Raw genomic sequence first — 26,809 nt, forward strand, 5'->3', positions numbered from 1 at the left:
GTCCATGGCATCGCGCCCCGCACGGGAAACCGTGCGGGGCGTTTTCTTTTCAGCCGCCGTGGGCCAGCCGCACCGCCAGCCCCGTGCCGGCGCCATCGGTGCGGTTGGCAAACGCCATCTCCAGCCCGTGCAGCCGCGCCACGCGTTGCGCGATGGAAATGCCCAGGCCGTGGCCCTGCTCGCGCTGCCCCGGGCCGCCGCGGAAAAAGCGGTCGCCCAGGCGCGCCAGCAACTCCGGCGCAACGCCGGGGCCCTGGTCGCGCACGGTGATGCTGTCGGGCTGGAAATCGACCCGCACCAGCGCGCCCGGCGGGCTGTAGCGGATCGCGTTATCGAGCAGGTTGCGCAACAGCAGCGACAGCAGCCCGGGGTCGCCGGCCACCGGCAGTGGCGCCTGGCCAGGCGGCGGCCATTCCAGCTCCACGTCGACCTGCTTCTGCTGCGCCAGCGCGAGGCAGTCGGACAGCGCCTGCTGCGCCACCGGCTCCCAGTTGACCGGCTGGCGCGAGGGCAACCCGGCGGCATCCTCGAGCCGGCTCAGCGTCAGCAGCTGCGACACCAGCCGGCTGATGCGATCGATGCCGGCAGCGACGTTGGCACGCGCCAGCGCACGCTCGGCTTCGTCGGCGGAGCGTTGCGCAATCTCCCATTGCGCCTTGAGCGCCGCCAGCGGCGTGCGCATTTCATGCGCGGCATCGGCGGTCAGGCGCCGTTCATGCTCCAGCGAGTCCGAGACCCGCGCCAGCAACTGGTTCATCGCATGGACCAGCGGCACCAGCTCGCCGGGGACGGCCTGCAGGCTGAGCGGGCGGCGGTCTTCAGGGCTGCGGCCTTCGATGTCCGCCGACAGCGCCCGCACCGGCGCCATCGCGCGCCGCATGAACCAGAGCAGCAGCCCGATCAGCAGCGGCAGCCCCACTGTCCACGGCAGCACCTGCGCGGCAATGTAGGACAGGATCAGCTCATTGCGCTCGCCGAGCTGCTGGCCTACGCACACGCGCCACCCCGTGTCGGGATCGTCGAGGTAGTACAGGCGCCACGGCTCCCGGTTGATCGTGACCTCGGTGAACCCCTTGACGCCGGGCGCGCGCGGCAGCAGGTCGCCCTCGGGATCGATATGCAGCGGCTTGCCATCGGGCAGCCACGCCGCGATGGCGAGGTCGCCCAGCCCGGCATCGCCCTGGTCGCCCTCGACCAGCTCCGGCAACCGGGTGCGCGACGGCGCCGCGGCCACGTCCACCAACGGCACCACCGAATGCATCTGCAGCGCCATGCGCACCATGTCGGTGTCGTAGAGCTCATTGATCTCGTGCCGGGCGCGCACGTAGGTCATGCCGAGGGTCAGCAGCCATACCACCGGCGCGGCGACCAGCACCGCCAGCACCAGCCTGCGCTGCAGCGTCATGTGCAGTCCTCGGCCGCGCCCAGCGTGTAGCCCGCGCCGCGGAAGGTGCGCACGATCTTCGGATGGATCTTGCGGCGCAAGTGGTGAATGTGGACTTCCAGCGCATTGCTCTCGATCCCGCCCTGCCAGTCATAGAGCTTGTCGCGCAGCATCTCGCGCGTCAGCAGCCGGTTGGGATGCGCCAGCAACAGTTCCAGCAGCATCGCTTCGCGGCTGGTCAGCTCGACCGGCTTGCCGTGCCAGTACGCCTGGCGCGCGGCCGGATGGAAGGCCAGCGCGCCGTGCTGCCACACCGGCGCAGACATCCCCGCCGCGCGGCGCGTGACGGCGCGCAGCCGCGCGGCCAGTTCATCGAGCGCGACCGGCTTGACCAGGTAGTCGTCGGCACCGGCATCGAGCCCGCCGATGCGGCTGTCGATGGCGTCGCGCGCGGTCAGCACGATCACCGGGATGCGGCTGCCCCGCGCGCGCCAGCGCGCCAGCAGCGTCATGCCGTCCTCGCCCGGCAGGCCCAGGTCCAGCACCACGGCATCGTAGTGGGCCAGGCCGAGCGCATGGTCGGCATCCGCCCCGTTGCGGAACCAGTCGACCGCGTAGTCAAGCAGCTGCAGGCCGCGGCGCAGGCCGTCGCCCAGCATCGGGTCGTCTTCAACGATAAGGAGTCTCATGCTCTGGAGTGGACTGCAGGTATCACGGCAGGTTACGCGCGCCGCCTTAATGTGCCATTAAGGTTCGCGCATTATGCTCCGCTCACATTTCAGGCGCGCTCCCGTACAACGCCGCGCGCCGCGCCGGCGTGGACATGGCCTGGTCCGCCCGCGCCGGCCCGTCGGCGCTTGCCGTGCCACATCATTCCGCCCACGCCGAGCCGTTCCCGCATGCCCCACCGTTACGATCGCCTTGCCACCGAGCCCGGGCTCCGCGCCACCAGGGCCGCCGCGCCCTGGCATGCCGCGCGCGTGGCCGGCTTTCCGGCGCTGACGCTGGCGCTGGTGGTAATGGCCTTTGCGCTGCTGTGGTTCGGCACGCTCGGCATGCGCCACCTGCTGGGCCCCGACGAAGGCCGCTATGCCGAGATCGCCCGCGAGATGCTGACCAGCGGCGACTGGGTCACGATCCGCTACGACGGCCTGAAGTACTTTGAGAAACCGCCGTTCCACATGTGGATGACGGCGGTGTCGTACGCGCTGTTCGGCATTGGCGACTGGCAGGCGCGGCTGTGCGTGGCACTGGCCGGCGCAGCAGGCTTGGGGATGTCGATGCTGGCGGCGGCACGCTGGTTCGGCGCGCGCGCCGGGGTGATGGCCGGGCTGGTGCTGGCCGGCGCGCCGATGTGGAATGTTGCGGCGCATTTCAACACGCTCGACATGACCCTGTCCGGCGCCATGGCCTGCGTGCTGGCCAGCCTGCTACTGGCGCAGCATCCGGCCGCGACGCCGGCCGCGCGCCGCCGCTGGATGCTGGCGTGCTGGGCGGCCATGGGCGTGGCGGTGCTGACCAAGGGACTGGTCGGCGTGGCGCTGCCCGGCCTGGTGCTAGTGCTCTACACCGGCGTCACGCGCGACCTGGCCCTGTGGCGGCGCCTGCATGCAGCGGCCGGGATCGTGCTGATGCTGCTGGTGGCGGTGCCATGGTACTGGTTGGTGGCGCAGCGCAACCCGGAATTCCTGCGCTTCTTCTTCATCCATGAGCACTGGCAGCGCTATACCTCGACCGTGCACGCGCGCAGCGGCGCGCCGTGGTACTTCGTGCCGCTGCTGGCCGGGGGCTTCCTGCCATGGCTGGGCTTGCTGCCGGACATGGTGCGCGCGGTCGCGCGGCGCGCCGGTGTGGCGCACGCGGCCCGCACCGCCAGCCCGCCCCTCCAGCCCTTCCAGCCGGCGCTGATGGCGGGCTTGTGGGCAACGACGATCTTCGTGTTCTTCAGCCTGTCGGGCTCAAAGCTGCCGGGCTACATCGTGCCCATGTTCCCCGCCCTCGCCATCCTGGCCGGCGCAGTCCTGGCACACACCGCCGAGCGTGCCTGGGCACGGCAATTGCGCGCCATGCTGGTGGTTGGCGCCATCGGCCTGCTGGCAAGCCCGGTGATAGCCACCCTCGATGCCAACAACACGCCCAATGCGCTGTACCGCAGCTATGCGATCTGGGCGGCGCTGGCTTGCGCGCTGGTGATGGCAAGTGCCGCCGCGGCGCTATGGCTGCTTCGGCGGCACGGCCGCATGGCCAGTGTCACGGGCTATGCCTTCGGCATGCTGCTGGCTTTTTCCGTCGCGCTGCTCGGTCATGAAGCCATTGGCCGTTCGGCTTCCGGAATCGACCTGGTCGCGCCGATTGCGCGCGTGCTGCGTCCCGGCATGCCGCTGTACGGCGTCGGCATGCTCGACCATACGCTGCCGTTCTACCTGCGCCATCCGCTCATCATGGTGGCGCAGGCCGATGAACTGGCCTTCGGCGCGGCGCAGGAGCCGCACAAGTGGCTGCCCACCATCGATGCCTTCGTCGACGCCTGGGAGCATGGCCCGCGCGCGATCGCGCTGCTGTCGCCGCAAGCGTTTGCCGAGCTGAGCGCGCGCGTGCCGATGCATGTCATCGCACGTGACTGGCGCCGCGTCGCGGTAGCCAATTTTTCCTTTGCCGGCGAACTTCGGACGCGCCTGCCCGCTTCCGATTCGCTTCCCATTCCTTAACGCATGCAAGTCAAGAAAGTACTAATCCTCGGCGTCAACGGCTTCATCGGCCACCACCTGACGCGCCGCATCCTGGAAACCACGCCGTGGGAGGTCTACGGCATGGACATGGCATCGGACCGCCTCGGCGACCTGGTCGACCACCCGCGCATGCACTTCTTCGAAGGTGACATCACCATCAACAAGGAGTGGATCGAGTACAACATCCGCAAGTGCGACGTGGTGCTGCCGCTGGTCGCCATCGCCACCCCCGCCACCTACGTGCGCCAGCCGCTGCGCGTGTTCGAGCTGGACTTCGAGGCCAACCTGCCGATCGTGCGCGCCGCGGTCAAGTACGGCAAGCACCTGGTGTTCCCGTCGACCTCCGAGGTCTACGGCATGTGCAGCGACGACGAATTCGACCCCGAGGCCTCGCCGCTGGTCTACGGCCCGATCAACAAGCCGCGCTGGATCTACGCCTGCTCCAAGCAGCTGATGGACCGCGTGATCCACGCCTACGGCATGGAGCAGGGCCTGAACTACACGCTGTTCCGTCCGTTCAACTGGATCGGCGCGGGGCTGGACTCGATCTTCGAATCGAAGGAAGGCTCGTCGCGCGTGGTGACGCAGTTCCTCGGCCATATCGTGCGCGGCGAACCGATCAAGCTGGTCGACGGCGGCGCGCAGCAGCGCGCCTTCGCCGACATCGCCGACGGCATCAGCGCGCTGATGCGCATCATCGAAAACCCTGGCGGCGTGGCCAGCGGCAAGATCTACAACATCGGCAACCCGGGCAATATCCATTCCGTGCGCGAGCTGGCCGAGATGATGCTGAAGATGGCCGCCGACTATCCGGAATACGCGCAGGAAGCGCGCCATACGAAAATTGTCGAGACCTCGTCGGGCGACTTCTACGGCAAGGGCTACCAGGACGTGCAGCACCGCGTGCCGAAGATCGACAACACCATCGAAGAACTGGGCTGGCGCCCGGAGATCAGCATGGAAGCGGCGCTGCGGCGCATCTTCGAGGCGTACCGCAGCCATGTCAGCGATGCCCGCGTGCTGGTCACCCAGGCCTGAGCGCGCTCGGCGACGGCAGACAGCAAGACGGCGACGCCAAGCGCCGCCGCCTTGCCCAGCGCTGCGTCAGCCCACCGATACCTCGATCCGGCGCGGCCGCGCCTCATCGCGGCGCGGGATGGTCAGTTTCAGCACGCCATCCTGCAGGTTGGCCTCGATCCCCGATGCGTCCAGATCGGGGCTGAGCGTAAACGTGCGCGCATAGCGCGGCTGCCGCACCTCGGCATGCTGCACGCGCAGGCCGGCCGGCATCGGCAGCACCGCCTCGCCCTCGATGCGCAGGCTGCCGTCGTGGACGTTGACCTCCAGCTTTTCGCGTGGCACCCCCGGCAGGTCCGCCCACAGCGTGACGCCGGCGGCGGTCTCGAAGATGTCCACCGCGGGAATCAGCGTCATGGCCGGCGCGTCCTCGCGGCGCTGCGCCACGGCGCTGCCCTGCCCGCCCGCATTGTCCTGGTCGCGCTGGACCACTTGATTCGATTCGGTCATGGCAATCTCCTCACATTAGCTGATGGCGATGGCACGCGGGCGCGACGCCTCGCGCTTGCCGACGCTGATCGACAGGCACCCATTGGCGTAGCGCGCCTGCACCTTGTCGGGATCGGCCGCTTGCGGCAACTCGATCACACGGCGGAAGCTGCCCGCAAAGCGCTCCTGCGCATAGGGGCGCGCTTCGGCGTCGCCCTCGGGCTGCACCGCGGCGCGCTCGCCGCTGATGGTCAGCAGGCCCTTGTCGACCGATAGCTCAAACTGCTCCGCCTTCAGGCCCGGGGCAAAGACCACGATCTCGATGGAGTCGTCGGTCGTGCCGATATTGAGCGGCGGAAACGCACCGAAACGCCCTGAGCGCAGGCTGGACGGAAAGCCGCCGAACAGGCTCGCCATCTGCCGTTGCATCCGGTCAAATTCACTGAACAGGTCAGTCCCGAAAATGAAGTCACTCATGGTTGGATCCTCCTTCTGTGCAGCGGGGAGGCGCACGGACGCCTTGGTTCGCGGCCGGCGGTGGTGCCGGCTGGCCGCGAAGCCCACAGCACGTTGCTGCAGCGGCTGGGCAATCCTTAATTAGTGCCCCGGCGCGAGGATTTCAAGAGGGCGATGGCGGTGCCACGACGGTGCGCGGAAAGCGCCGACGCGCTGCCTGCGTCACGAGTGCGCCGGCGTCAGGCGCCGGCGCGATCGAAGCCCGCCTTGCGCGCCAGCACGATGGCCTGCCCGCGGTTTTCCACTTCCAGCTTGGCGAAGATGCTGGTGATATGGTTGCGCACGGTCTTCTCGCACAGGTCGAGGTGTGCAGCGATCTGCGCGTTGTCGCGCCCCTGCGCGATCAGCTCGACGATATCGCGCTCGCGGCGCGTCAGCGCGGTGAATGCGGCGCAGCGCGCCGGCTGTGGCGACGGCAGGAACGCGCGCACTTCGTCGAGCCAGCGGCGCCACGCCGGCTCGGTCTCCAGCAGCAGGTGGTTGCCGCTTTCCAGCGGCACGAAGCGCGCGCCCGGAATCTCGCTGGCGATCAGGCGGCCTTCGTCGAACGGCACACGCGCATCGCGCACCGCGTGCAGCACCAGCGTCGGGCACGTTACGCGCGGCAGCAGCGCCACCACATCGATCTCGTTGAAGACGCGCATGAAGCGCGCGGCATTCAGCGGCGAGGTCGACACCCGCTCCAGTTCATTGAACCAGGCATGCTGCTCGGCCGTGCCGCCGGGGATGAACTGGGTGGTGAAAAACTGGCGGAAGGCAGGATTCTCCTGGCCCCAGCCGAGCTCGGCCAGCTTGTTCATCAGCTCGGCCTCCTCGAGCAGTCGCTGGCTGAGGTGGTCGCGCTTCAGGCGTCCGCGCGCGTAGCCGCCGTGCAGCACCAGGTGGCTGACCCGCTGCGGATGCGCGACCGCGTAGGCCACCGCGATCGATGCGCCCTGCGAGATACCCAGTAGCGGGAAATGGTCCACGCCGGTGGCGTCGACGATGGTTTCGAGATCGCGCAGCCAGGCATCGAAGGACAGCTCCTCGATATCGCGGTCGGACAGCCCGCAGCCGCGCTCGTCATAGCGGATCAGCGTGTGCGTGTCGGACAGCGCCGTGATCATGTGGCTCCACACCGGGCTGCCGACGTCGAACTCCAGATGGCTCATCCAGTTGGCCGCCTTGACCAGCGGCGCCCCGCTGCCGGTGATGGCATAGGCCAGCCGCACGCCATCGCGGCTGGTGCACAGGCGGATCTGCTGCTTGAACATCGGCATGTCGGGGCCGCGCGGGCTGGAGCTGCCGGCCGGCAGCCGCGGCCCGCGGCTGCCATGCGGACGCGCCGCGTGACTTCCCTAGCTTAGGCAAAGGTTGGGCGGCGCAAAAGCGCCGCCGTGGGGTCAGGACAGGCATTCCCCGCCGCCGCGCGCATCGCTGCGCGCGCCGTCGGCATAGGAATCGCGCGCGCCGGCGCGCGCGCCCTCGGTGAAGACATCGAAGCGGCCCATGCGCGCGCCGTCCGTATAGGGATCCGGCGTGCGCATCCCGTCCTGGCTCGCGTCAAAACCGCGGACCCGGCACACGGAAAGGTTGCCACGCGCCACCACCGGCAGCAGCGCGCCCTGCGCAGCGGGGCTGCGCACACCCTCGGTGAAGGCGTCGCGTTCGGCGGCGTGGTGCGGCACGGCGGCGGCCAGGGCTTCGCCATAGGCCCCGGCGCGAGCCGCGTGGTTGAATCCGGCGACGAGTGCGGCAGCGGCAACGAGGGTCTGGGCAAGATTCCTATGCATTGCATTCTCCAACTGCGGTAGCCGACGGCAGGTCTGCCTTGGCAATACCGTGATTCAGGCGATCGACGACCGAACCGTTGCGGCTGCACGGGATCGCCCGTGCCGTGCAAGCCATTGCCTGGCGCTGGCTGGCTGCCCTCCCATCACGGCAGCAGCGTGGCGTCGGACTCCGGGATCCGGGGGTGTGCTGGGGCAGTCTGGATGCCGCCACGCCGATGAGGGAACTGCGGCAAGGCGCGGGGCGAAGACAAGCTGAGGGACGCATTGTCGGATGCGGGCGGGCTGGCCGCATGAGGCCACGGTCCCGGCTAGGGCCGCCAGCGGGCCGCTTTCCGGGACCTGTGCCCCGCTGCCGGCATCACGGCGCAAAGAAAAGCCCCCGGGGCGCCTGGCGGCGCAGGCCCGGGGGCTGGCGGGGCGGACGGCGGGCGTAGCCCGCGCGCGCTCAGATCTCGACCTTGGTGCCCAGTTCGACGACCCGATTGGCCGGAATCTGGAAGAAGTCCGACGGCTTCGCGCCGTTCTGGTGCATCCACGCGAACAGGCTTTCGCGCCACATCGGCATGCCCGGCAGCTTGGACGGGATCACCGATTCGCGGGCGATGAAGAAGGAGGTCTCCATCAGCTCGAAATGCATGCCCAGCTTGCGATCGGCCAGGTCCAGCACCTTCTGCACGTCCGGCGTTTCCTTGAAGCCGTACTCGGACTTCAGGATAAACACGCCGCCGCCCAGGTCCTTGCAGCTCAGGCGCTGGTCGTCGTCCACGTAGGGGACGTCGCGCGTGATGAAGTTCAGGAACACCACGCGCTCATGCAGCACGCGGTTGTGCTTCAGGTTATGCAGCAGGGACACCGGCACTGAATCCGTGTTGCCGGTCAGGAACACCGCGGTACCCTCGACCCGGTGCGGCGGGTGCGCCAGCAGGCCGGCGATGAATGGCTCGAGCGGGATGCCGTCTTCCAGGCTGCGCGCCCGCAGCAGCTTGCGGCCGCTGTACCAAGTCATCAGCAGGAAGAATGCGGTGGCGCCCAGCAGCAGCGGGAACCAGCCGCCTTCGGCGACCTTGAGCAGGTTCGCCGCGAAGAACGACAGGTCCACCACGAGAAAGGCCGCGCCCAGCACGGCCACCAGCGCGGGGTTCCATTTCCAGACATTGCGCATGCACACCGTCGCGAGGATGGTGGTGATGACCATGGTGGTGGTGACCGCGATGCCGTAGGCCGCCGCCAGGTTCTCGGATTTCTTGAACGAGATCACCACGGCGAATACCAGCACCAGCAACAACCAGTTGACCACCGGCAGGTAGATCTGGCCGATCTCCGCCGCCGAGGTATAGCGCACCCGCATGCGCGGCAGGAAGCCCAGCTGGATGGCCTGGCTGGTCAGCGAGTACGCGCCCGAGATGACCGCCTGCGAGGCGATCACGGTGGCGCAGGTGGCCAGCAGCACCATCGGGATCTGCAGCAACTCCGGCACCATCAGGAAGAACGGGTTCTCGGCACCGGCCGGATTGTTCAGCAGCATCGCGCCCTGGCCGAAGTAGTTCAGCATCAGGCACGGCATCACCAGTAAAAACCAGCCGATACGGATCGGGCGCGCGCCGAAGTGGCCCATGTCGACGTACAGGGCCTCGGCGCCGGTCAGGACCAGGAACACCGAGCCGAGCACGATGAACGCCTGCAGCGCGTGCTCCAACAGGAAGCTGATGCCGTAGTAGGGGTTCACCGCCTTCAGGATCTCGGGCGCCTGCACCAGGTTGAAGATTCCCAGTGCGCCCAGCGCTACGAACCAGGCCGTCATGACCGGCCCGAACAGCTTGCCCACCGCTGCGGTGCCGTGGCGCTGGATCAGAAACAGCGCCGCCAGGATCACCAGCGTGATCGGTATCACGAATTGCGACAGCTGCGGCGCGGCGATCTCCAGGCCCTCCACCGCCGACAGCACCGAGATCGCCGGGGTGATCACCGCATCGCCGTAGAACATGCAGGCGCCGAAAATGCCCAGCATCATCAGCACCCGGGCCTTGCCGGAGCGTGGTGCCACGGTGCGCAGCACCAGCGCCATCAGCGCCAGTACCCCGCCTTCGCCGTCGTTGTCGGCCCGCATCACGAACACCACGTACTTGATCGAGACCACGATGATCATGGCCCAGAACAGCATGGAGATCACGCCCAGCACGGCGTCGGTGCTGAAAGCAATGCCGTGCTCCTTGCTGAAGCATTCCTTGAGGGCGTAGAGCGGGCTGGTGCCGATGTCGCCGAAGACGACGCCTACCGCGCCGAGCACCAGCGCGCGCGTGCTGGGGCTCTCGACAAAATAGTGGCTGGTTGTGGACTGAGTCATGAAATTGGGTCTGCACGACCGAAGCGCCGGCAGCTTGGTTGGCTCTGCCGCGGTCCGGTCCGATTCAGCGCAACAGGTTGCTGCGCCCGGGGCCGGTGCTGATTGCGGCTCTTATTGCATTGCACAAACGCGCGCAATTCTAGTTGAACTGTCGACTATCGACCACTGCGGCAAAAAGGGATGCCGCTTTCGTGACTTCGCAAGAATGGGTGGGAAGTGGCGGATGGTCAAGCCCCGCCAGAGCAAAACACCGCCACCTTGCGCCCGCAAGTGCCGTTGCGGCTGGGCGACATTAGCGCCTTATAAGGCATTTAAAGACGGTTCAGACGCCCAGGTAGCGGTCCAGGGCTTCCGGCTTGCCGGCCAGGTCAGAGGCGGGGCCAGACAGCACCACCCGCCCTTTCTCCAGCACCACCGCGCGGTCGGCGTGGGCCAGCACCGAGCGGAAATTGCGGTCGACCACCACCGAGGCAATGCCGGTCCCGCGCACGGTGGCAATCACCGCCCAGATCTCGCGCACGATGCGCGGTGCCAGCCCTTCGGTGGCCTCGTCCAGCACCAGGCAGTCCGGATTGGTCATCAGCGCGCGGCCGATCGACAGCATCTGCTGCTCGCCGCCGGACAACTGCTGGCCGCCATGGGACAAGCGTTCCTTCAGGCGCGGGAACAGGTCGAGCACGCGCGCCTCGTCCCAGTCGCTGCGGCCATTGCAGCCCTTGCGTGCGGCCATCAGCAGGTTTTCGCGCACCGACAGGCTGGGGAAGATGCCGCGGCCCTCGGGCACGTAGGCCACGCCCAGCCGCGCCACCTCGAACGGTTGCGCGCGCGAGACGTCGCGCCCGGCCACGCGGATCCGGCCCTGGCGCTGGCGCACGTGGCCCAGCAGCGTGCGCAACAGCGTGCTCTTGCCCATGCCATTGCGCCCCAGCAGCCCGACCGTCTCGCCCGCGCCGACGGTAAAGTCGATGTCGCGCAGCACGTGGCTCGAGCCATACCAGGCGTTGATGCCGACAGCCTCGATCATCGGCGTGGCAGGGGGCACCGCGGGGTTCGGCAGGTTCATGCGGCCTCGTTCTCTTCCTCGCCCAGGTAGGCGACCTGGACTTCGTGGTTGGTGCGGATCGCCTGCGGGCTGCCGGTGGCGATCACGGCGCCGTTGACCATCACGGTGATGCGGTCGGCGACCGAGAACACCGCGTCCATGTCATGCTCCACCAGCAGGATCGCGTGGCCTTCGCGCAGCCCGCGCAGCAGCGCCAGCATCCGTGCCGATTCTTCCGCGCCCATGCCCGCCAGCGGCTCGTCCAGCAGCAATGCGACCGGCTGCGTGGCGAGGCACATCGCCACCTCCAGCTGGCGCTTCTGCCCGTGCGCAAGCTCGCTGGCGCGCCGCTCCGCCAGGTGCTCCAGTCCGGCCCGTTCCATGGCCTCGTCGGCCAGTGTTGCGCTGGTGCGGCAGCCCTGGGCGCTTTCCCACAGGCGCCAGGCGCGCTGCGCGCGCGACTGCGCCGCCAGCCGGCAGTTCTCGCGCACCGTCAGCGGCAGGAAAATGTTGTTGCGCTGGTAGCTGCGCCCCACCCCATGGCGCGCCAGCCGCGGCTGCGACCAGCCGGTCACGTCCTCGCCCTGCAGGCGCAGCCGGCCAGAGGATGGCGGCAATTCGCCGGACAGCATATTGATCAGGGTCGACTTGCCCGCGCCGTTGGTGCCGATCACGGCGTGGATCTCATGCAGCGCCAGCGTCAGGTCGACGCCCGCCACGGCGGTCAGCCCGCCGAAGCGCCGGGTCAGGTGCTGCGCCTCGATGATGGGGGTGGCAGGCGTGTTCATGCGGCCTCCGTATGGCTGCGCGGTTCGGAGTTGCCCGCCGCTTCGCCCGTGCCCGGGCCGGCGTCGCCATTGCGGCGGCGCCGCCCATGCCGCAGCACCGACGGCAGGCTGACCAGCCCGCGCGGCAGCAGCGCCACCGCGACCATGATGAAGCCGCCCAGCAGCAGCTGCCAGTGCTTGGTCAACGTGCTGAACCATTCGGCCAGCAGCACGAACGAAAACGCGCCCAGCACCGCGCCGGCGAGGCTGCCGACGCCGCCCAGGATCACCATCAGCATGGCGTTGCCCGACTGGTGCCACGACGCGATCTCCGGATTGACGAAGCCGAACTGGATCGCATAGAGAAACCCCGCCAGCCCCGCCAGCAGCCCGCCCGCGACAAAGGCGCCCAGCTGGTAGCGGTAGGTGGCATAGCCGGCCGCGCGCATGCGCTGCTCGTTGTGGCGGATGCCGACCAGCGCGTGGCCGAAGCGCGAGCGCAGCACCAGCATCAGCACCGCCACGGTCGCCACCAGGCCCAGCCACACCAGCCAGTAAAAGTGCATGGGGTCGTTCACCGTCAGCAGGTGTTCGCCGGGCACCGGAAATTCCGGGCGGAAGTAGATATAGGTGCCGTCGCTGCCGCCGGCGACCTTGGTGTCATGGAACACGAAATACACCATCTGCGCGAACGCCAGCGTCACCATGATGAAATACACGCCGCGCGTGCGCAGCACCAGCGCCCCCACCACCAGCGCCAGCGCGGCCGATGCCGCCAGCGCGCCGGCCAGCAGGACCCAGCCGTTGCCGGGGCCGCTCTGCGGCGCCAGCATCGCGGTGGCGTATGCGGCCATGGCAAAGTACGCGGCATGGCCGAGGCTGACCAGCCCGGTGTAGCCGATCAGCAGCTGCAGTGACAGCGCGAAGATCGCCATGATCATCACCTTGCTGAGCAGCTCGATATAGAACTTGTGGCTGTCCGCGGTCAGCAGCAGCGGCAGCCCGGCCAGCACCGCAAAAGCCACCACCCAGCCCAGCGCGGTGGCGAGCGTGGCGTTGCGCGCAGCGTGCCGGCGTGCCGGCATTGTCGTCGGATTCATGTCATCCCGCCTTGAACAGCCCCTGCGGCTTCCACAGCAGGATCACCGCCATCAGCAGGTAGATCAGCACACCGGCCGCCTCCTGCCAGAACACCTTGCCGAAGGTATCGACAAAACCCAGCAACAACGACGCCACCAGCGCCCCCTTGACCGAGCCGATGCCGCCGATCACCACCACCACGAAGCAGACGATCAGCACCTGCGCGCCCATGCCCGGATAGACCGACGACACCGGCGCGGCGATCATCCCGGCCAGCACCGCCAGCGCCACGCCGAGCGCAAACACAAAGCGGTACAGCACCGTGATATTGATGCCGAGCGACTGCACCATCTCGCGGTTGGTGGCGCCGGCGCGGATCATCATGCCCAGCCGCGTGCGGCGGATCACGTAATACATCGCCACCGCCACCGCCAGGCAGATGGCGGAGATAAACAGGCGGTACACCGGGTAGGTCATGTCGTTGCCGATCGGCAGCGCGCCGTCGAGCAGCGCCGGCACCTGCACGCCGTGCACGTCATCGCCGACCAGGATGCTGCGCAGTTCCTCGAACACCAGGATCAGGCCATAGGTCATCAGCACCTGCTGCAGGTGATCGCGCTCATACAGGTAGCTGAAGAACGCCCACTCCAGCACATAGCCGAATGCCACCGCCAGCACGATGCCCAGCGGAATGGCAATGAACAGGTTGCCGGTCAGGCCGGCCAGGGTGAAGGCCAGGTACGCGCCCAGCATGTAGAAGCTGCCGTGGGCCAGGTTGATCACGCCCATGATGCCGAAGATCAGCGTCAGGCCGCTGGCCACCAGGAACAGCAGCAGGCCGTACTGGACGCTGTTCAGGCACTGGATGAGGAAGGAGACGATGTCCATGCGGGCAATACTTCAAGGAACCGGGAGCGCCACGCATGCTAGTGGCGGGCTCCCCTCTCCCGCACGCGGGAGAGGGGTTGGAGGAGAGGGCCGGCGCTGGCTTGGAGCGAAGGCCCTCACTCCGTGGCGACTCCCGCCCTCTCCCCCTGCCCCTCTCCCGCAGGCGGGAGAGGGGAGCAAACACGCTGGAAAGAAAATGCTTACAACCTGCACCCCCGCGCCGGGTCAGCCAGCGCCTTCACCGCCACCGTGCTGACCTTGTTCTCGCGCCCGTCGACCTTGCGCAGGTAGAAATCCTGCACCGGGTTATGCGCCTTGGACAGCGTGAAGGCCCCGCGCGGGCTGTCGATCCGCGCGCCGCCCATGGCCTTGTAGAGGTCGGCCTTGCGCGTCATGTCGCCCTTGACCGCGGCTGCGCCGGCCGCCAGCAGCTGGGCGGCATCGTAGCCCTGCACCGCGTACACGTCGGGCTGCAGCTTGTAGGCCTTGGCGTAGTCCAGGCGGAAGTTCTTGTCGCGCGGGTTGGTCAGGCCGTCGGCATAATGCAGCGTGGTTTCCAGCCCCTGCGCGGCGTTGCCTTGTGCCTCGAGCGTGCCGTCGGTCAGGAAGCCGGATCCATACAGCGGGATCTTGTCCTTCAGCCCTGCCGCGGCCCAATCCTTGACGAACTTGACCGCGCCGCCGCCGGCAAAGAACACGAACACGGCATCGGGCTTGAGCGACGCCACTTCGGTGATCAGCGCCTGGAACTCGACGTTGGGAAACGGCAGGCTCAGCTCTTTCACCACTTTGCCGCCCTTGGCCTCGAACGCTTCCTTGAAGCCCTTGACCGACTGCTCGCCGGCAGCGTATTTCCAGGTCAGCGTCACCACCTTCTTCAGGCCGCGCTCGCCCAGCACCTGCCCCATCGCATAGCCCGGCTGCCAGTTCGAGAACGAGGTGCGGAAGATGTTGGGCCCGCACAGCGGCCCGGTGGCCTCGTCGACGCCGGCATTGGGAATGATCAGCAGCGTGTTGTTTTCCTTGGCTACCTTGACGATGCCCATCTGCACGCCGGAATGCACCGTGCCCACCACCACGTCGACCTGGTCGCGCTTGACCAGCTTGGTGGCATTTTCCGGCGCCTTGGCCGGATCGGACTCATCGTCGACCTTGAAGTATTCGATCTCGCGGCCGCCCAACTTGCCGCCCTGCTGCTGCACGTACATGCGGAAGCCATTCTCGATGGCGTTGCCCAGCGCGGCATAGGTGCCGGTGTACGGCAGCATGAAGCCGACCTTGATCTTGCCGCCGGCGGGCGCGCCAGCCGCGGGCGCCGCGGGCTGCGCAGCAGCGCCGGCCATGGCAAAGACGGTGGCGACGGCAAGGCAGGCAGGCGCAAGCCTGCGCGAGGGGAAGCGACGCATGGTGTCTCCTGGTGGTCAAGCCGGTTGGCTCGCTGGACCGTTGCCGGTCACCCCTGCCCTTGCCACGGACCGCCGGCGCATCCGGCACCGGGAATCCCTGCGCAAGCGGCGGGAAGCCGAATTATTTTAGGTTTGAAGTATATGCGTTTATATGCCGAACCGCGGCCATCGTCAACGGCTCTTTTTGGTCGCGATGGGGCGAATGTCCGCATCGCGCGAGTTTAAGCAAGGTGGTCTGGGGGGCATATCGATGGATACCCTCGATCTGCGCCATGGTGCCGTACTCGTCGTCCTCGCCCTGCACCGCCAGCACCGGGCACTGCAGCCCGGACAGCAGCGGCCGCAGGTCCCAGCCGCGGAACTCCGGATCGAGCCAGATATCGTTCCAGCCCCAGAAGGCGGAATCGACATCCGCATGATGGCGCGCCAGGCGCGCGCGCAGGTCGGTCTCCAGGTAGGCCTGGCGCGTCGCCGCGATGCTGCGCACCGACAGGTCTTCGACCACGATATGCGGCGCCAGCACGGTGATGCCGGCCACCGCGCGTGGAAAGCTGGCGGCATGGATCAGCGCGATCGAAGCGCCATCGCTGTGGCCGAGCAGCCAGGGTGTGCCGCGCGCGCGGCCGGGTCCGATCTCGAGCGCATCGAACAGCGCGGGCAGCGCCTCGCGCGCCTGCCGGTGCATGAAATCGGGGCGCCACTTCTCGTCGTGCGGCCGCGGCGTGGAGCGCCCGTAACCGTAGCGCGAAAACACCAGCCCGCGGTAATCGCCGGCCTCGCAGAAGGCCTGCGGAAAGTCCCGCCACATGCTGACCGAGCCCAGGCCCTCGTGCAGAAACACCACCAGCGGGCGCTGCGCGCGCTCAGCGCGCAGCCACTGGTACTCGATCTGGATATGGCGGTTGTCGAACGGGATCTCGACCAGGCTGCTGGGCATGGATAACTTGTCTGGTTGCATCGGTTCAGGGGAATTGCGCTTCAGGCGCGCGCGGCCTGCTCGCGCTGGCGCAGCCGGAAGCGCTGGATCTTGCCGGTGGCGGTCTTGGGCAACTCGGGCACGCATTCGATCTGGCGCGGATACTTGTACGGCGCCAGGCGCGACTTGATAAAGGCCTGCAGTTCCGCCGCCATGCCGTCATGCCATTGCTGGCCGGGGCGCAGCACCACGAACGCCTTGGGCTTGACCAGCTCATCGGCATCGGTCACGCCGATCACCGCGGCTTCAAGTATGGCCGGGTGCTGTGCCAGCGCCGCCTCGACCTCGAACGGCGAGACGTAGATGCCACCCACCTTCAGCATGTCATCGCTGCGGCCGGCGTAGGTGTAGTACCCGTCCGCATCGCGCAGGTACTTGTCGCCGCTGCGCGTCCAGGCGCCGACAAAGGTCTCGCGGCTCTTGTCGCGGTTGCACCAGTACATCAGCGCGGCGCTGGGGCCCTTGATATAGAGGTCCCCGATCTCGCCCTCCGCGCACGGCTCGCCTTGCTCGTCGAGCAGCTTGAGTTCATAGCCGGGGACCGGCACGCCGGTGGTGCCGTAGCGCACCGCACCGGGCCGGTTCGACAGGAAGATATGCAGCATCTCGGTGGAGCCGATGCCGTCGAGGATGTCGCAGCCGAAATGCGCGCGGAAGCGCTCGCCGATATCGCGCGGCAGCGCCTCGCCGGCCGAGGTGCACACGCGCAGCGCCACCTCGGCGCGCGGCGGCAGGTCGGGCGCGGCCAGCATGCCGGCGAACAGCGTCGGCACGCCGCAGAACACCGTCGGCTTGCGCTCGCGCAGGCGCCTGAACACGGCGGCGGGCGTGGGCCGTTCGGCCATCAGCACGGTGGTGGCGCCGACCGACAGCGGGAAGGTCAGCGCATTGCCCAGCCCATAGGCGAAGAACAGCTTGGCGGCCGAGAACACCACGTCGTCCTCGCGGATGCCCAGCACTTGCCGCGCATAGAGGTCGGCGGTATGGAACAGGTTGGCATGGGTATGCACGGTGCCCTTGGGCCGGCCGGTGGAGCCGGACGAGTACAGCCAGAACGCCATGTCGTCGGGTCCCGTGCCTGCCGCGGGGGCCGGCGCGCGCGTGCGCGCCAGCATCGCGCCGACGCTGCAGGACGGCGCGGCGTCCGCGTGCGGGGCCGCCTGGATCACGGTCGGGGACAGTCCGCTCTGGTCGATCGCGGCCTTCATTACCGGCAGCAGCGGCTCGGAGACCACCACCGCGCGGGCGCCGCTGTGGCCCAGCATGTAGGCGTAGTCCTCAGCGGTCAGCAGGGTATTGACCGCCACCGGCACCACCCCCGCGAGCAGGCAGCCGAGGAACACGACCGGAAAATCGATGGTGTCGAGCGCGCACACCAGCACCCGCTCTTCCTGGCGAAAACCTGCCGCACGCAGTGCGCCGGCAAAGCGGCGGGCACGGTCGTCGAGCTCGGCGTAGGTCAGCGCAGCGGTGTCGTCGAGATAAGCGGTCTTGCCGCCACGGCCGGCCGCGAGATTGCGTGACAACAGGTCGTCGGCGGCGTTATAGCGTGACGGCAGCGCCGCCATGGCACTGGCGGTGCCGGCGGCGGGATTCGGGGGCGTCATGTCTGCACTCCTTGGTGTCGCGCGCCGCGGCCGCCGCTCGCCGGCGGGCACGCGCCGGCGCGCCAGGCCAGTCGCTGTTTTCGGTGCCGGCCGGGTTGCAGCCGGGATCCGCTTGTTGATGCATTTTATTTCACATCAACTATTATGCAACCAAGGGAATGCACTATAGGACAGGGTTGCCGGCGGCAGCCGCCTTCGGCACCACTTGGCCCACCGCGCTGACCGTATAATTCGCCCTTGTTTTTTGGCCGCACCAACCGACCGACACCATGCGCCGCGATTCCGCCCCGCTGCCTGCCACCAGCGCCGACGAGGCCGACATGCCTCCCGCAGCCGCTGCCAATGCTGAACGCGACCCCTACCTGACCCAGCTGGGCGAGCGCATCCGTTCGCTGCGCGCCTCGCGCGGCATGTCGCGCAAGGACCTGGCGCGCGGCGCAGCAGTCTCCGAACGCTATCTTGCCAACCTGGAAACCGGCACCGGCAACGCCTCGGTGCTGCTGCTGCGGCAGGTGGCGCGCGCGCTGGACGTGCCGCTGCCGGTGGTGCTGGCCGAAGTGGACAGCCTCAACGGCCAGCAGGCGTCCGAGTTCGCGCAGATGGTGCAATGGCTGGCGCAGCTGCCGGCCGGGGACATGGCGCGCGTGCGCGAAGCCTGCCGCCATGCGCTGGCGCCGGCGGAATCCGGCGATGCGCGCCACCGCCGCATCGCGCTGATCGGCCTGCGCGGCGCCGGCAAATCGACGCTTGGACGCGCGCTGGCGGCCGTGCGCGACGTACCCTTCGTCGAACTGAATGCCGTGATCGAGCAGGAAGCGGGCGCCAGCCTGTCCGAGATCCACTCGCTGTACGGGCAGGCCGCCTATCGCCGCTATGAAATGCGCGCGCTGGAGCGGACCCTGCGCGAACACGACCGCGTGGTGCTGGCCACCCCTGGCAGCCTGGTCTCGGAACCAGCTACCTTCAACCTGCTGCTGGCCCAGTGCTACACCATCTGGGTGCGCACCTCGCCGGAAGAGCACATGGCGCGCGTGGTGGCGCAGGGCGACATGCGGCCGATGGAAGGCAACCGCGAGGCCATGGCCGACCTGCGCCGCATCCTGCAGGCACGCGCCCCGCTGTATGACCGGGCCGACCTGTCGATCGACACCAGCGGCCAGGACGCCGCCACCTCGCTGCAGCAACTGCGCGCCCAGCTGCAGGCCGCCGGCGCCTGATGCCGCCCGCGCTGGCGACCCGCCTGCCGCCGCGCTGACAAAGACGTTGCACCCGCCGTCTCCATGCACTATATTTCATCAAAAGCCGCAAGGCACTATAGTGCACTCAGGAGACAGCCATGTCCACGCCGGCAATCGCCCCGCAACGCCCCGGCCAGGCAGACGCCCCCGCGCCTGTCACGTTCGAGCGCCATCCGGACCAGTACCGCCACTGGAAGCTGAGTTTCAACGGCCCCGTCGCCACGCTGGCGATGGATGTCGATGAAGAAGGCGGCCTGCGTCCGGGCTATGCGCTCAAGCTCAATTCCTACGACCTCGGCGTCGACATCGAACTGCACGACGCGCTGCAGCGCATCCGCTTCGAGCACCCCGAGGTCCGCACCGTGGTGCTGACCAGCGCGCGCGAGCGCATCTTCTGCTCGGGCGCCAATATCTTCATGCTGGGGCAGTCGTCGCACGCATGGAAGGTCAATTTCTGCAAGTTCACCAACGAGACCCGCAATGCCATCGAGGACGCCAGCCGGCACTCGGGGCTGAAGTTCATCGCAGCCTGCAACGGCACCACCGCCGGCGGCGGCTATGAGCTGGCACTGGCGTGCGACGAGATCGTGCTGGTCGACGACCGCTCCTCCGCAGTGAGCCTGCCCGAGGTGCCGCTGCTGGGTGTGCTGCCGGGCACCGGCGGCCTCACGCGCGTGACCGACAAGCGCCATGTGCGCCGCGACCACGCCGATATCTTCTGCACCACCACCGAAGGCGTGCGCGGCCAGCGCGCCAAAGACTGGAAGCTGGTCGACGAGGTAGTCAAGCCGGCGCGCTTCGCCGAGTACATCGCCGAGCGCGCCGCGGCGCTGGCGGCAGGCAGCGACCGCCCCCAGGGTCACCACGGCATCACGCTGACGCCGCTGTCGCGCGCGGTGGAGCCAGACGGCTATCGCTACGAGACCGTGCGCGTGCATATCGATGCCGCCGCGCGCAAGGCCACGCTGACCGTGTTCGGGCCGGACAAGCACCAGCCCGCCGATCTTGCCGGCGTGGTCGCGGCGGGCGCGCAATGGTGGCCGCTGAAGATGGCGCGCGAGCTCGACGACGCCATCCTGACGCTGCGCACCAACCATCTCGACATCGGCATCTGGGTGCTGAAGACCGATGGCGACCCGGCCGCGGTGCTGGCGGCCGATGCCGTGCTGGACGCACACGCCGGCCACTGGTTCGTGCGCGAGACCGTGGGCATGCTGCGCCGCACGCTGGCGCGGCTGGACGTCTCCTCGCGCAGCCTGATCGCACTGATCGAGCCCGATTCCTGCTTTGCCGGCACGCTGCTGGAACTGGCGCTGGGCGCCGACCGCAGCTATATGCTGCACCTGCCCGACGCGCCCGACGACGCGCCGCGCGTGTTCGTTTCGGCGCTCAACTTCGGCCACTACCCGATGCCCAATGGGCAAACCCGGCTGAGCGCACGCTTCTACGGCGACGAAGCCGCGCTGGGCGCGGTGCGCGACCACATCGGCGCACCGCTGGACGCGCTCAGCGCCGACTCGCTCGGCCTGATCACCGCGGCCCCCGACGATATCGACTGGGAAGACGAGATCCGCATCGCCCTGGAGGAACGCGCCAGCCTGTCGCCGGATGCGCTGACCGGGATGGAAGCCAACTTGCGCTTCGGCGGCGCCGAGACCATGGAAACGCGCATCTTCGGCCGCCTGACCGCGTGGCAGAACTGGATCTTCCAGCGCCCCAACGCCGTCGGCGAGCACGGCGCGCTGAAGGTCTTCGGCAGCGGCAACAAGGCCCGCTTCGACTGGGACCGCGTCTAGACGCCCGACCAGACCACACAGGAGACAGCCCGTGAGCATCGACTACAGCCAGAAGATCCCGAACAACGTCAACCTGTCCGACGACCGCGCGCTGCAGCGCGCGCTGGAACACTGGCAGCCCGCATTCCTCGACTGGTGGCGCGACATGGGGCCCGATGGCTCGCATGACTTCGATGTGTACCTGCGCACCGCGGTGTCGGTGGATACATCGGGCTGGGCGCATTTCGACCACGTCAAAATGCCAGACTACCGCTGGGGCATCTTCCTGCAGCCGGCCGATCCCGAGCGCCGCATCCACTTCGGCGAGCACAAGGGCGAAGCGGCCTGGCAGGACGTGCCGGGCGAGCACCGCGCCAACCTGCGCCGCATCATCGTGACGCAGGGCGATACCGAGCCGGCCTCGGTCGAGCAGCAGCGCCACCTCGGGCTGACCGCCCCCAGCCTGTACGACCTGCGCAACCTGTTCCAGGTCAACGTGGAAGAAGGCCGCCACCTGTGGGCCATGGTGTACCTGCTGCACCGCTATTTCGGCCGCGATGGCCGCGAGGAAGCCGAGGCGCTGCTGGAGCGCCGCTCGGGCGACCAGGACAACCCGCGCATCCTCGGCGCCTTCAACGAGCGCACGCCCGACTGGCTGTCGTTCTTCATGTTCACCTACTTCACCGACCGCGACGGCAAGTTCCAGCTATGCGCGCTGGCCGAGTCCGGCTTCGATCCGCTGGCACGCACCACGCGCTTCATGCTGACCGAGGAAGCGCACCACATGTTCGTCGGCGAGTCGGGCGTATCGCGCGTGATCCAGCGCACTTGCGAGGTGATGCGCGAGCGCGGCATCGAAGACCCTGCCGAGGTGCGCGCCGCGGGCGTGATCGACCTGCCCACCATCCAGCGCTACCTGAACTTCCACTACAGCGTCACCATCGACCTGTTCGGCGCCGACCAGTCTTCGAACGCGGCCACCTTCTACAGCGCGGGCCTGAAGGGCCGCTTCGAGGAAGGCAAGCGCGCCGACGACCACGTGCTCAAGGGCGAGGTCTACCGCGTGCTGGACGTGCGCGACGGCCACCTAGGGGAGCGCGAGGTGCCCATGCTCAACGCGCTCAATGAAGTGCTGCGCGACGACTATATCAAGGACAGCATGGGCGGCGTCGCGCGCTGGAACAAGGTTATCGAAAAGGCCGGCATCGCGTTCCGGCTGACCGTGCCGCACAAGGCCTTCAACCGCAAGATCGGCACGCTGGCCAATGTCCATGTCTCGCCCGCAGGCCAGCTGATATCGGAAGCCGAATGGCAGGCCAACCAACGCGACTGGCTGGCGACCGACGAAGACCGCGCCTTCGTCGCCTCGCTGATGGGTCGCGTCACTGAACCAGGCAAGTACGCCAACTGGATTGCCCCGCCGGCGGTGGGCATCAACCGCCAGCCGATGGATTTCGAGTACGTGCGCTTCAACTGAACCAGAACCAAACCAGATTGCCATGGGCGCCCCCGACATCATCAAGCAGCACCTGATCGATCCGGAAATCTGCATTCGCTGCAACACCTGCGAAGACACCTGCCCGATCGACGCCATCACCCATGACGACCGCAACTACGTGGTCCGCGCCGACGTGTGCAACGGCTGCAATGCCTGCCTGTCGCCGTGCCCCACCGGCGCCATCGACAACTGGCGCACGATGCTGCGTGGCCAGGCCTACCCCATCGAGGCGCAGCTGCTATGGGACGAGCTGCCGGCCGAGGTACCGTTGCCGGACCTTGACGCCCCGGATGCATCCGCGCCAGCCTCCGCCGGCGGCGCCGCCGCTGCGGACAACGACGCCGCGATCCAGGCCGTGGAAACCAGCCGCCATACGTCGCCGCGCGCGCCGTGGTCGGCCGCCCATCCCTATGTGAACCTGCATGGCGTGCGCGCGCCCGTGACGGCCACCGTGGCGGGAAACTACCGGCTCACCGCCGCGGACGCCTCCAGCGATATCCACCATATCGTGCTGGACCTCGGCACCCATTTCTTCCCGATCCTGGAAGGCCAGTCGATCGGCATCCTGCCACCCGGCACGGATGCCGCGGGCAAGCCGCACTACATCCGCATGTATTCGGTGGCCAGCCCGCGCGACGGCGAGCGCCCGGGCTATAACAACCTCGCGCTGACGGTCAAGCGGGTGGAACAGGACCACGACGGCAAGCCGGTGCGGGGCGTGGCTTCGAACTACCTGTGCAACCTGGCCAAGGGCGACACGGTGCAGGTGGTCGGCCCGTTCGGGTCCACCTTCCTGATGCCGAACCACGCCGAGGCCAGCGTGATGATGATCTGCACCGGCACGGGTTCGGCGCCGATGCGCGCCATGACCGAACGCATGCGCCGCAACCTGGCGCACTTCAGCGGGCGCCGGCTGCTGTTCTTTGGCGCGCGCAATGCGGCTGAGCTGCCCTACTTCGGTCCGCTGCTGAAGCTGCCGCGGGATTTCCTGGATATCCACTTTGCCTTCTCGCGGGATCCGGGCACGCCGCGCCGCTATGTCCAGGACGCGATCCGCGCAGCCGCTGGCAGCGTCGCCGCGCTGCTGGGCGACGCCAACGGTCATGTCTATATCTGCGGACTAAAAGGGATGGAGGAAGGCGTGCTGGCCGCATTTGAAACGGTCTGCGCCAGCGCCGGTCTTAACTGGAAGGCGCTGGAAACCACCATGAAGGCCGAAGGACGGCTGCATATCGAAACCTATTAGCCGCGTCCCGCGACACTGGCGCATGCCGCGTCATAGGCTAAATCTTTGGGCAGTTCCTTCCCTTCTGAAATTCATCGCCTATAATCTTTCTGAAGAAACAGGAGCATAGGCGATGCAATCGAGGCGGATTCCGGAAACCGATCCCGCCGGCGGCCCCGACCCCGGCACCACGCTGACCAAGGCGGTCATGCGCGCCGCCGGCTTCCTGGGCATCAGCCAGGCCATGGTGGCAAGCGTGCTGGGCATCAGCACGGCCTCGGTCTCGCGCATGGCGTCAGGCGGTTATGTGCTCGACGCACATCGCAAGGAGTGGGAGTTCGGCGTCTTGTTCGTGCGCCTGTTCCGCTCGCTCGACGCCATCCTGGGCCACGGCGACCAGGCCAGGCTATGGCTGACCCACGACAACCTCGCGCTCGGCGGCAAGCCGCTTGAACTGATCCGCACAACCGAAGGCCTGGTCCGTGTCGTTCACTATCTGGACGCCACCCGCGGTCGCATCTGAGCGCCGGCAGTTCGCGCTCACGCTGTGGCGGGCGGTGGAAGCCCAGCATGTGGTTTCGACCATGCCGCTGGTCGACAGCCTAGAGGAGCAGGCGGTACTGGAAGCCGTGCTGGACGCGGGCAAGCCCGCCGTGCCCGTCGAGGCACGCCATCTGCACTACCTGCTGTTCACCCCGTTCCGCTACCCGCCCTCGCCCTGGGGCTCGCGCTTCCGCGCCAGCCAGGACCCAGGCGTGTTCTATGGCGCCAACGAGATCCGCACCGCCTGTGCCGAGCTCGGCTTCTGGCGCTGGCGCTTCCTTAACGACAGCCCGGCGCTGCCCCGCATCGACGCACGCGCCCAGACGCTGTTCGAAGTGCGTGTCGAGACCTCTGGCGTGGCGCTGGACCAGCCGCCGTTCGACCGGGACCGCGCCGCCTGGACCGACCCCGATCACCACGAGCCCTGCCAGGCCTTCGGCCGCATCGCGCGCGAAGCTGGCCTTGGCATGATCCGCTACCTCTCGGTGCGCGATCCGGAGCACGGGCCCTGCGGGGCGGTGCTGACGCCGCGCGCGTTTTCGCACCCGACCCCGCTTGCCACCACCACCTGGATGCTGACCGTGCGTCGCGACCGCGTCATCTGGCAACGCGACGACCTGCAGCAGCGCGACAGCTTTGAATTCGAGGCGGCGCTGTGGCAGCGCACAAGCGATACCCCCGAAACCAGCTGAACCTCCACCGCACCGCGACGATCTAATCGTTATGGCACGCGGCAATACGCATTGCTGCCAGGTATTTGTTAAACAGGTGTTGCATTGCGCAAGCGGGTGCCATATAATCTTTTCTCCGACGGACGCGGGGTGGAGCAGTTGGCAGCTCGTCGGGCTCATAACCCGAAGGTCGCAGGTTCAAGTCCTGCCCCCGCAACCAACCGCACAGATGACTTTGTGTGACGCCGTCAAAGCAGACAAACCCGCCATCGGCGGGTTTTTTGTTTTATGCCGCCTTGCTTTGTGCCGCCCCTGCGTCGCGGTACCGCCCGCTGCGGCAATCAGCCCATGGTGCACCACCACTCCAACGGCCGGCCGGTGCGCTGCGCGAGGGTGATACACTTTCGCCATTCTCCCGGACGCCCCTCATGAAATTCTGCTCGAACTGTGGTCATGCGGTCGTGTTGCGCGTGCCTGACGGCGACAACCGCCCGCGCAGTATTTGCGACAACTGCGGCACTATCCACTACGTCAATCCCCGCAACGTTGTCGGCACGATCCCGGTCTGGGAAGACAAGATCCTGCTGTGCAAGCGCGCGATCGAGCCCCGCTACGGCTTCTGGACCCTGCCCGCAGGCTTCATGGAGATCGGCGAGACCACCGCCCAGGCGGCTTCGCGCGAAACGCTGGAAGAAGCCGGCGCGCGCGTGCAGGTCGGCGAACTGTTCTCGATCCTGAACGTGCCGCATGTGCACCAGGTGCACTTGTTCTACCTCGCCACGCTGGACGACCTCGACATTGCACCCGGCGAGGAAAGCCTGGAAGTCAAGCTGGTGGAAGAAGCCGATGTGCCCTGGGATGAACTGGCCTTCCCCACCGTGATCCATACCCTGCGCTGCTTCTTTGCCGACCGCGCCGCCGGCCGGCTGCAGGATGGCAGCTTCCGGCTGCACAGCCTGGACATCGACAAGCCCATGCGCCCGCTGACCAGCCGGGCCACGGTCACCCCCTGAGCGGCGGGCCTGCCGCGCACCGCCCTCCGGCGCAGCCCGCATGATTGCCTGGCTGGACCCGCAAGATCCGTTTCCCCCGGTTGAGCACGCGCTCGGGCCTGACTCCGAGGCCCCGGGGCTGCTTGCCGCCAGCCGCGAACTGTCGCCGCAGCGGCTGCTGCTGGCGTATCGCCAGGGCATCTTCCCGTGGTACTCGAGCGGCCAGCCGGTGCTGTGGTGGAGTACCGATCCGCGCATGGTGCTGCCGCCGCCGGCGCTGCGCGTCTCGGCCAACCTGCGCAAGACCCTGCGGCGCGTGCTGCGCGATGCCGACTGGGAAATCCGCGTCGACTACGATTTCCGGGCCGTGATGCGCGCCTGCGCAACCACGCCGCGCGAGGGCCAGGACGGCACCTGGATCACCGATGCCATCATTGCCGCCTACGGCACGCTGCACCGCAACGGCCTGGCCCACTCGGTCGAAAGCTGGTACCGCGGCGAGCGCGTCGGCGGCCTGTACGGCGTGGCGCTGGGCCGGATGTTCTTTGGCGAATCGATGTTTGCGCACCGCACCGACGCGTCCAAGATCGCGCTGGCGGCGCTGTGCGCGTTCCTCGGCAACCACGGCGTGGCGATGATAGACTGCCAGCAGGAAACCGACCACCTGGCCTCGCTGGGTGCGCGCCCCATCCCCCGCGCCGAATTCGTGGCCCATGTGCGCGCGGCAACGGCACAGCCGGCGATCAGTCCGTGGCGGTTCGACAAATCGGTGCTGGAGCGCTGGGCCGGGACCCCAGCCGCGCCGGCAGGCTGAATCCCGGCACGGGGTGCCAACGCTGACGCTTTGCAA

The 26,809-nt window shown here is 67.9% G+C and carries 24 protein-coding genes and 1 tRNA gene; 11 read left to right on the forward strand and 14 right to left on the reverse strand.

The genetic code is table 11. The annotated features are described in order from the left end of the window. Window positions 1-49: 49 nt before the first annotated feature. Window positions 50-1,405 carry an ATP-binding protein gene (locus E5S69_RS11060; protein WP_171514689.1) on the reverse strand — a complete coding sequence of 452 codons (1,356 nt, stop codon included), beginning with the start codon at window positions 1,403-1,405 and terminating at the stop codon, window positions 50-52. Further along, window positions 1,402-2,073, reverse strand: a complete 672-nt coding sequence (locus tag E5S69_RS11065; RefSeq protein WP_171514690.1) for a response regulator — start codon at window positions 2,071-2,073, stop codon at window positions 1,402-1,404. The genes E5S69_RS11060 and E5S69_RS11065 overlap by 4 nt, the downstream gene beginning before the upstream one ends. Window positions 2,074-2,283: 210 nt before the next feature. Here E5S69_RS11065 and E5S69_RS11070 point away from each other — a divergent pair, with 210 nt between their 5' ends. Both E5S69_RS11070 and E5S69_RS11075 read left to right on the forward strand, forming a co-directional pair. Further along, a complete protein-coding gene (locus E5S69_RS11070; RefSeq protein ID WP_171514691.1) occupies window positions 2,284-4,092 on the forward strand; it encodes a glycosyltransferase family 39 protein in 1,809 nt (602 codons plus the stop codon). Between the two features lie 3 nt (window positions 4,093-4,095). Continuing rightward, complete coding sequence (locus tag E5S69_RS11075; protein WP_171514692.1) at window positions 4,096-5,151, forward strand: bifunctional UDP-4-keto-pentose/UDP-xylose synthase; 1,056 nt, start codon at window positions 4,096-4,098, stop codon at window positions 5,149-5,151. A gap of 66 nt (window positions 5,152-5,217) precedes the next feature. Here the strand turns inward: E5S69_RS11075 and E5S69_RS11080 are convergent, their stop codons facing one another. The 12 genes from E5S69_RS11080 to E5S69_RS11135 form a co-directional block, all read right to left on the reverse strand. Beyond that, a complete protein-coding gene (locus tag E5S69_RS11080; protein ID WP_171514693.1) occupies window positions 5,218-5,640 on the reverse strand; it encodes an Hsp20/alpha crystallin family protein in 423 nt (140 codons plus the stop codon). Window positions 5,641-5,655: 15 nt separating this feature from the next. Next, window positions 5,656-6,096, reverse strand: coding sequence for an Hsp20/alpha crystallin family protein (locus tag E5S69_RS11085; RefSeq protein ID WP_171514694.1), 441 nt, complete (start codon window positions 6,094-6,096; stop codon window positions 5,656-5,658). 218 nt (window positions 6,097-6,314) lie between these two features. Further along, window positions 6,315-7,394 (reverse strand): alpha/beta fold hydrolase, encoded by a 1,080-nt coding sequence (locus E5S69_RS11090; RefSeq protein WP_171514695.1) that lies wholly within the window; start codon window positions 7,392-7,394, stop codon window positions 6,315-6,317. Between the two features lie 123 nt (window positions 7,395-7,517). After that, entirely contained in the window at window positions 7,518-7,907 is a 390-nt protein-coding gene (locus tag E5S69_RS11095) for a hypothetical protein (protein WP_171514696.1), read from the reverse strand. Window positions 7,908-8,352: 445 nt separating this feature from the next. Beyond that, window positions 8,353-10,251: a potassium transporter Kup gene (locus E5S69_RS11100; protein ID WP_171514697.1), complete on the reverse strand. Its 1,899-nt coding sequence runs from the start codon at window positions 10,249-10,251 to the stop codon at window positions 8,353-8,355. Between the two features lie 322 nt (window positions 10,252-10,573). Beyond that, window positions 10,574-11,314, reverse strand: a complete 741-nt coding sequence (locus E5S69_RS11105) for an ABC transporter ATP-binding protein (protein ID WP_171514698.1) — start codon at window positions 11,312-11,314, stop codon at window positions 10,574-10,576. Beyond that, a complete protein-coding gene (locus tag E5S69_RS11110; RefSeq protein ID WP_171514699.1) occupies window positions 11,311-12,081 on the reverse strand; it encodes an ABC transporter ATP-binding protein in 771 nt (256 codons plus the stop codon). The genes E5S69_RS11105 and E5S69_RS11110 overlap by 4 nt, the downstream gene beginning before the upstream one ends. After that, window positions 12,078-13,160, reverse strand: a complete 1,083-nt coding sequence (locus tag E5S69_RS11115) for a branched-chain amino acid ABC transporter permease (protein WP_171514700.1) — start codon at window positions 13,158-13,160, stop codon at window positions 12,078-12,080. Before E5S69_RS11115 ends, E5S69_RS11110 begins: the two co-directional genes overlap by 4 nt. Window position 13,161: 1 nt before the next feature. Beyond that, a complete protein-coding gene (locus E5S69_RS11120; protein WP_171514701.1) occupies window positions 13,162-14,028 on the reverse strand; it encodes a branched-chain amino acid ABC transporter permease in 867 nt (288 codons plus the stop codon). Between the two features lie 200 nt (window positions 14,029-14,228). Continuing rightward, complete coding sequence (locus E5S69_RS11125) at window positions 14,229-15,434, reverse strand: ABC transporter substrate-binding protein (protein ID WP_171514702.1); 1,206 nt, start codon at window positions 15,432-15,434, stop codon at window positions 14,229-14,231. Between the two features lie 121 nt (window positions 15,435-15,555). Beyond that, window positions 15,556-16,371 carry an alpha/beta fold hydrolase gene (locus E5S69_RS11130; protein ID WP_236901279.1) on the reverse strand — a complete coding sequence of 272 codons (816 nt, stop codon included), beginning with the start codon at window positions 16,369-16,371 and terminating at the stop codon, window positions 15,556-15,558. Between the two features lie 41 nt (window positions 16,372-16,412). Further along, the gene (locus E5S69_RS11135) at window positions 16,413-18,017 is read right to left on the reverse strand and encodes a benzoate-CoA ligase family protein (protein ID WP_171514704.1); all 1,605 of its coding nucleotides are present in this window, start codon (window positions 18,015-18,017) and stop codon (window positions 16,413-16,415) included. Window positions 18,018-18,286: 269 nt separating this feature from the next. On the opposite strand from E5S69_RS11135, the gene E5S69_RS11140 reads away from it, so the two are divergent. From E5S69_RS11140 to aat, 9 genes are all read left to right on the forward strand, one after another. Continuing rightward, the gene (locus E5S69_RS11140) at window positions 18,287-19,234 is read left to right on the forward strand and encodes a helix-turn-helix transcriptional regulator (protein WP_171514705.1); all 948 of its coding nucleotides are present in this window, start codon (window positions 18,287-18,289) and stop codon (window positions 19,232-19,234) included. A gap of 119 nt (window positions 19,235-19,353) precedes the next feature. After that, entirely contained in the window at window positions 19,354-21,051 is a 1,698-nt protein-coding gene (boxC, locus tag E5S69_RS11145; protein ID WP_171514706.1) for a 2,3-epoxybenzoyl-CoA dihydrolase, read from the forward strand. 31 nt (window positions 21,052-21,082) lie between these two features. Continuing rightward, a complete protein-coding gene (gene boxB / locus E5S69_RS11150) occupies window positions 21,083-22,507 on the forward strand; it encodes a benzoyl-CoA 2,3-epoxidase subunit BoxB (RefSeq protein WP_171514707.1) in 1,425 nt (474 codons plus the stop codon). A gap of 22 nt (window positions 22,508-22,529) precedes the next feature. Continuing rightward, on the forward strand, window positions 22,530-23,774 hold the full coding sequence (boxA, locus tag E5S69_RS11155) for a benzoyl-CoA 2,3-epoxidase subunit BoxA (RefSeq protein WP_171514708.1): 1,245 nt from the start codon (window positions 22,530-22,532) through the stop codon (window positions 23,772-23,774). Window positions 23,775-23,886: 112 nt separating this feature from the next. After that, window positions 23,887-24,276 carry an MbcA/ParS/Xre antitoxin family protein gene (locus tag E5S69_RS11160; protein ID WP_018004354.1) on the forward strand — a complete coding sequence of 130 codons (390 nt, stop codon included), beginning with the start codon at window positions 23,887-23,889 and terminating at the stop codon, window positions 24,274-24,276. Further along, entirely contained in the window at window positions 24,236-24,988 is a 753-nt protein-coding gene (locus tag E5S69_RS11165; RefSeq protein WP_171514709.1) for an RES domain-containing protein, read from the forward strand. The genes E5S69_RS11160 and E5S69_RS11165 overlap by 41 nt, the downstream gene beginning before the upstream one ends. A 123-nt stretch (window positions 24,989-25,111) precedes the next feature. After that, window positions 25,112-25,187: transfer RNA gene (locus E5S69_RS11170), tRNA-Met, on the forward strand. A 208-nt stretch (window positions 25,188-25,395) separates the two neighbouring features. Further along, window positions 25,396-25,980 carry an NUDIX hydrolase gene (locus tag E5S69_RS11175; protein ID WP_171514710.1) on the forward strand — a complete coding sequence of 195 codons (585 nt, stop codon included), beginning with the start codon at window positions 25,396-25,398 and terminating at the stop codon, window positions 25,978-25,980. 40 nt (window positions 25,981-26,020) lie between these two features. Next, a complete protein-coding gene (gene aat / locus E5S69_RS11180; protein ID WP_171514711.1) occupies window positions 26,021-26,773 on the forward strand; it encodes a leucyl/phenylalanyl-tRNA--protein transferase in 753 nt (250 codons plus the stop codon). Window positions 26,774-26,809 lie beyond the last annotated feature (36 nt).

It is taken from the genome of Cupriavidus necator (genome assembly GCF_013141915.1).
Classification (GTDB): domain Bacteria; phylum Pseudomonadota; class Gammaproteobacteria; order Burkholderiales; family Burkholderiaceae; genus Cupriavidus; species Cupriavidus necator_B.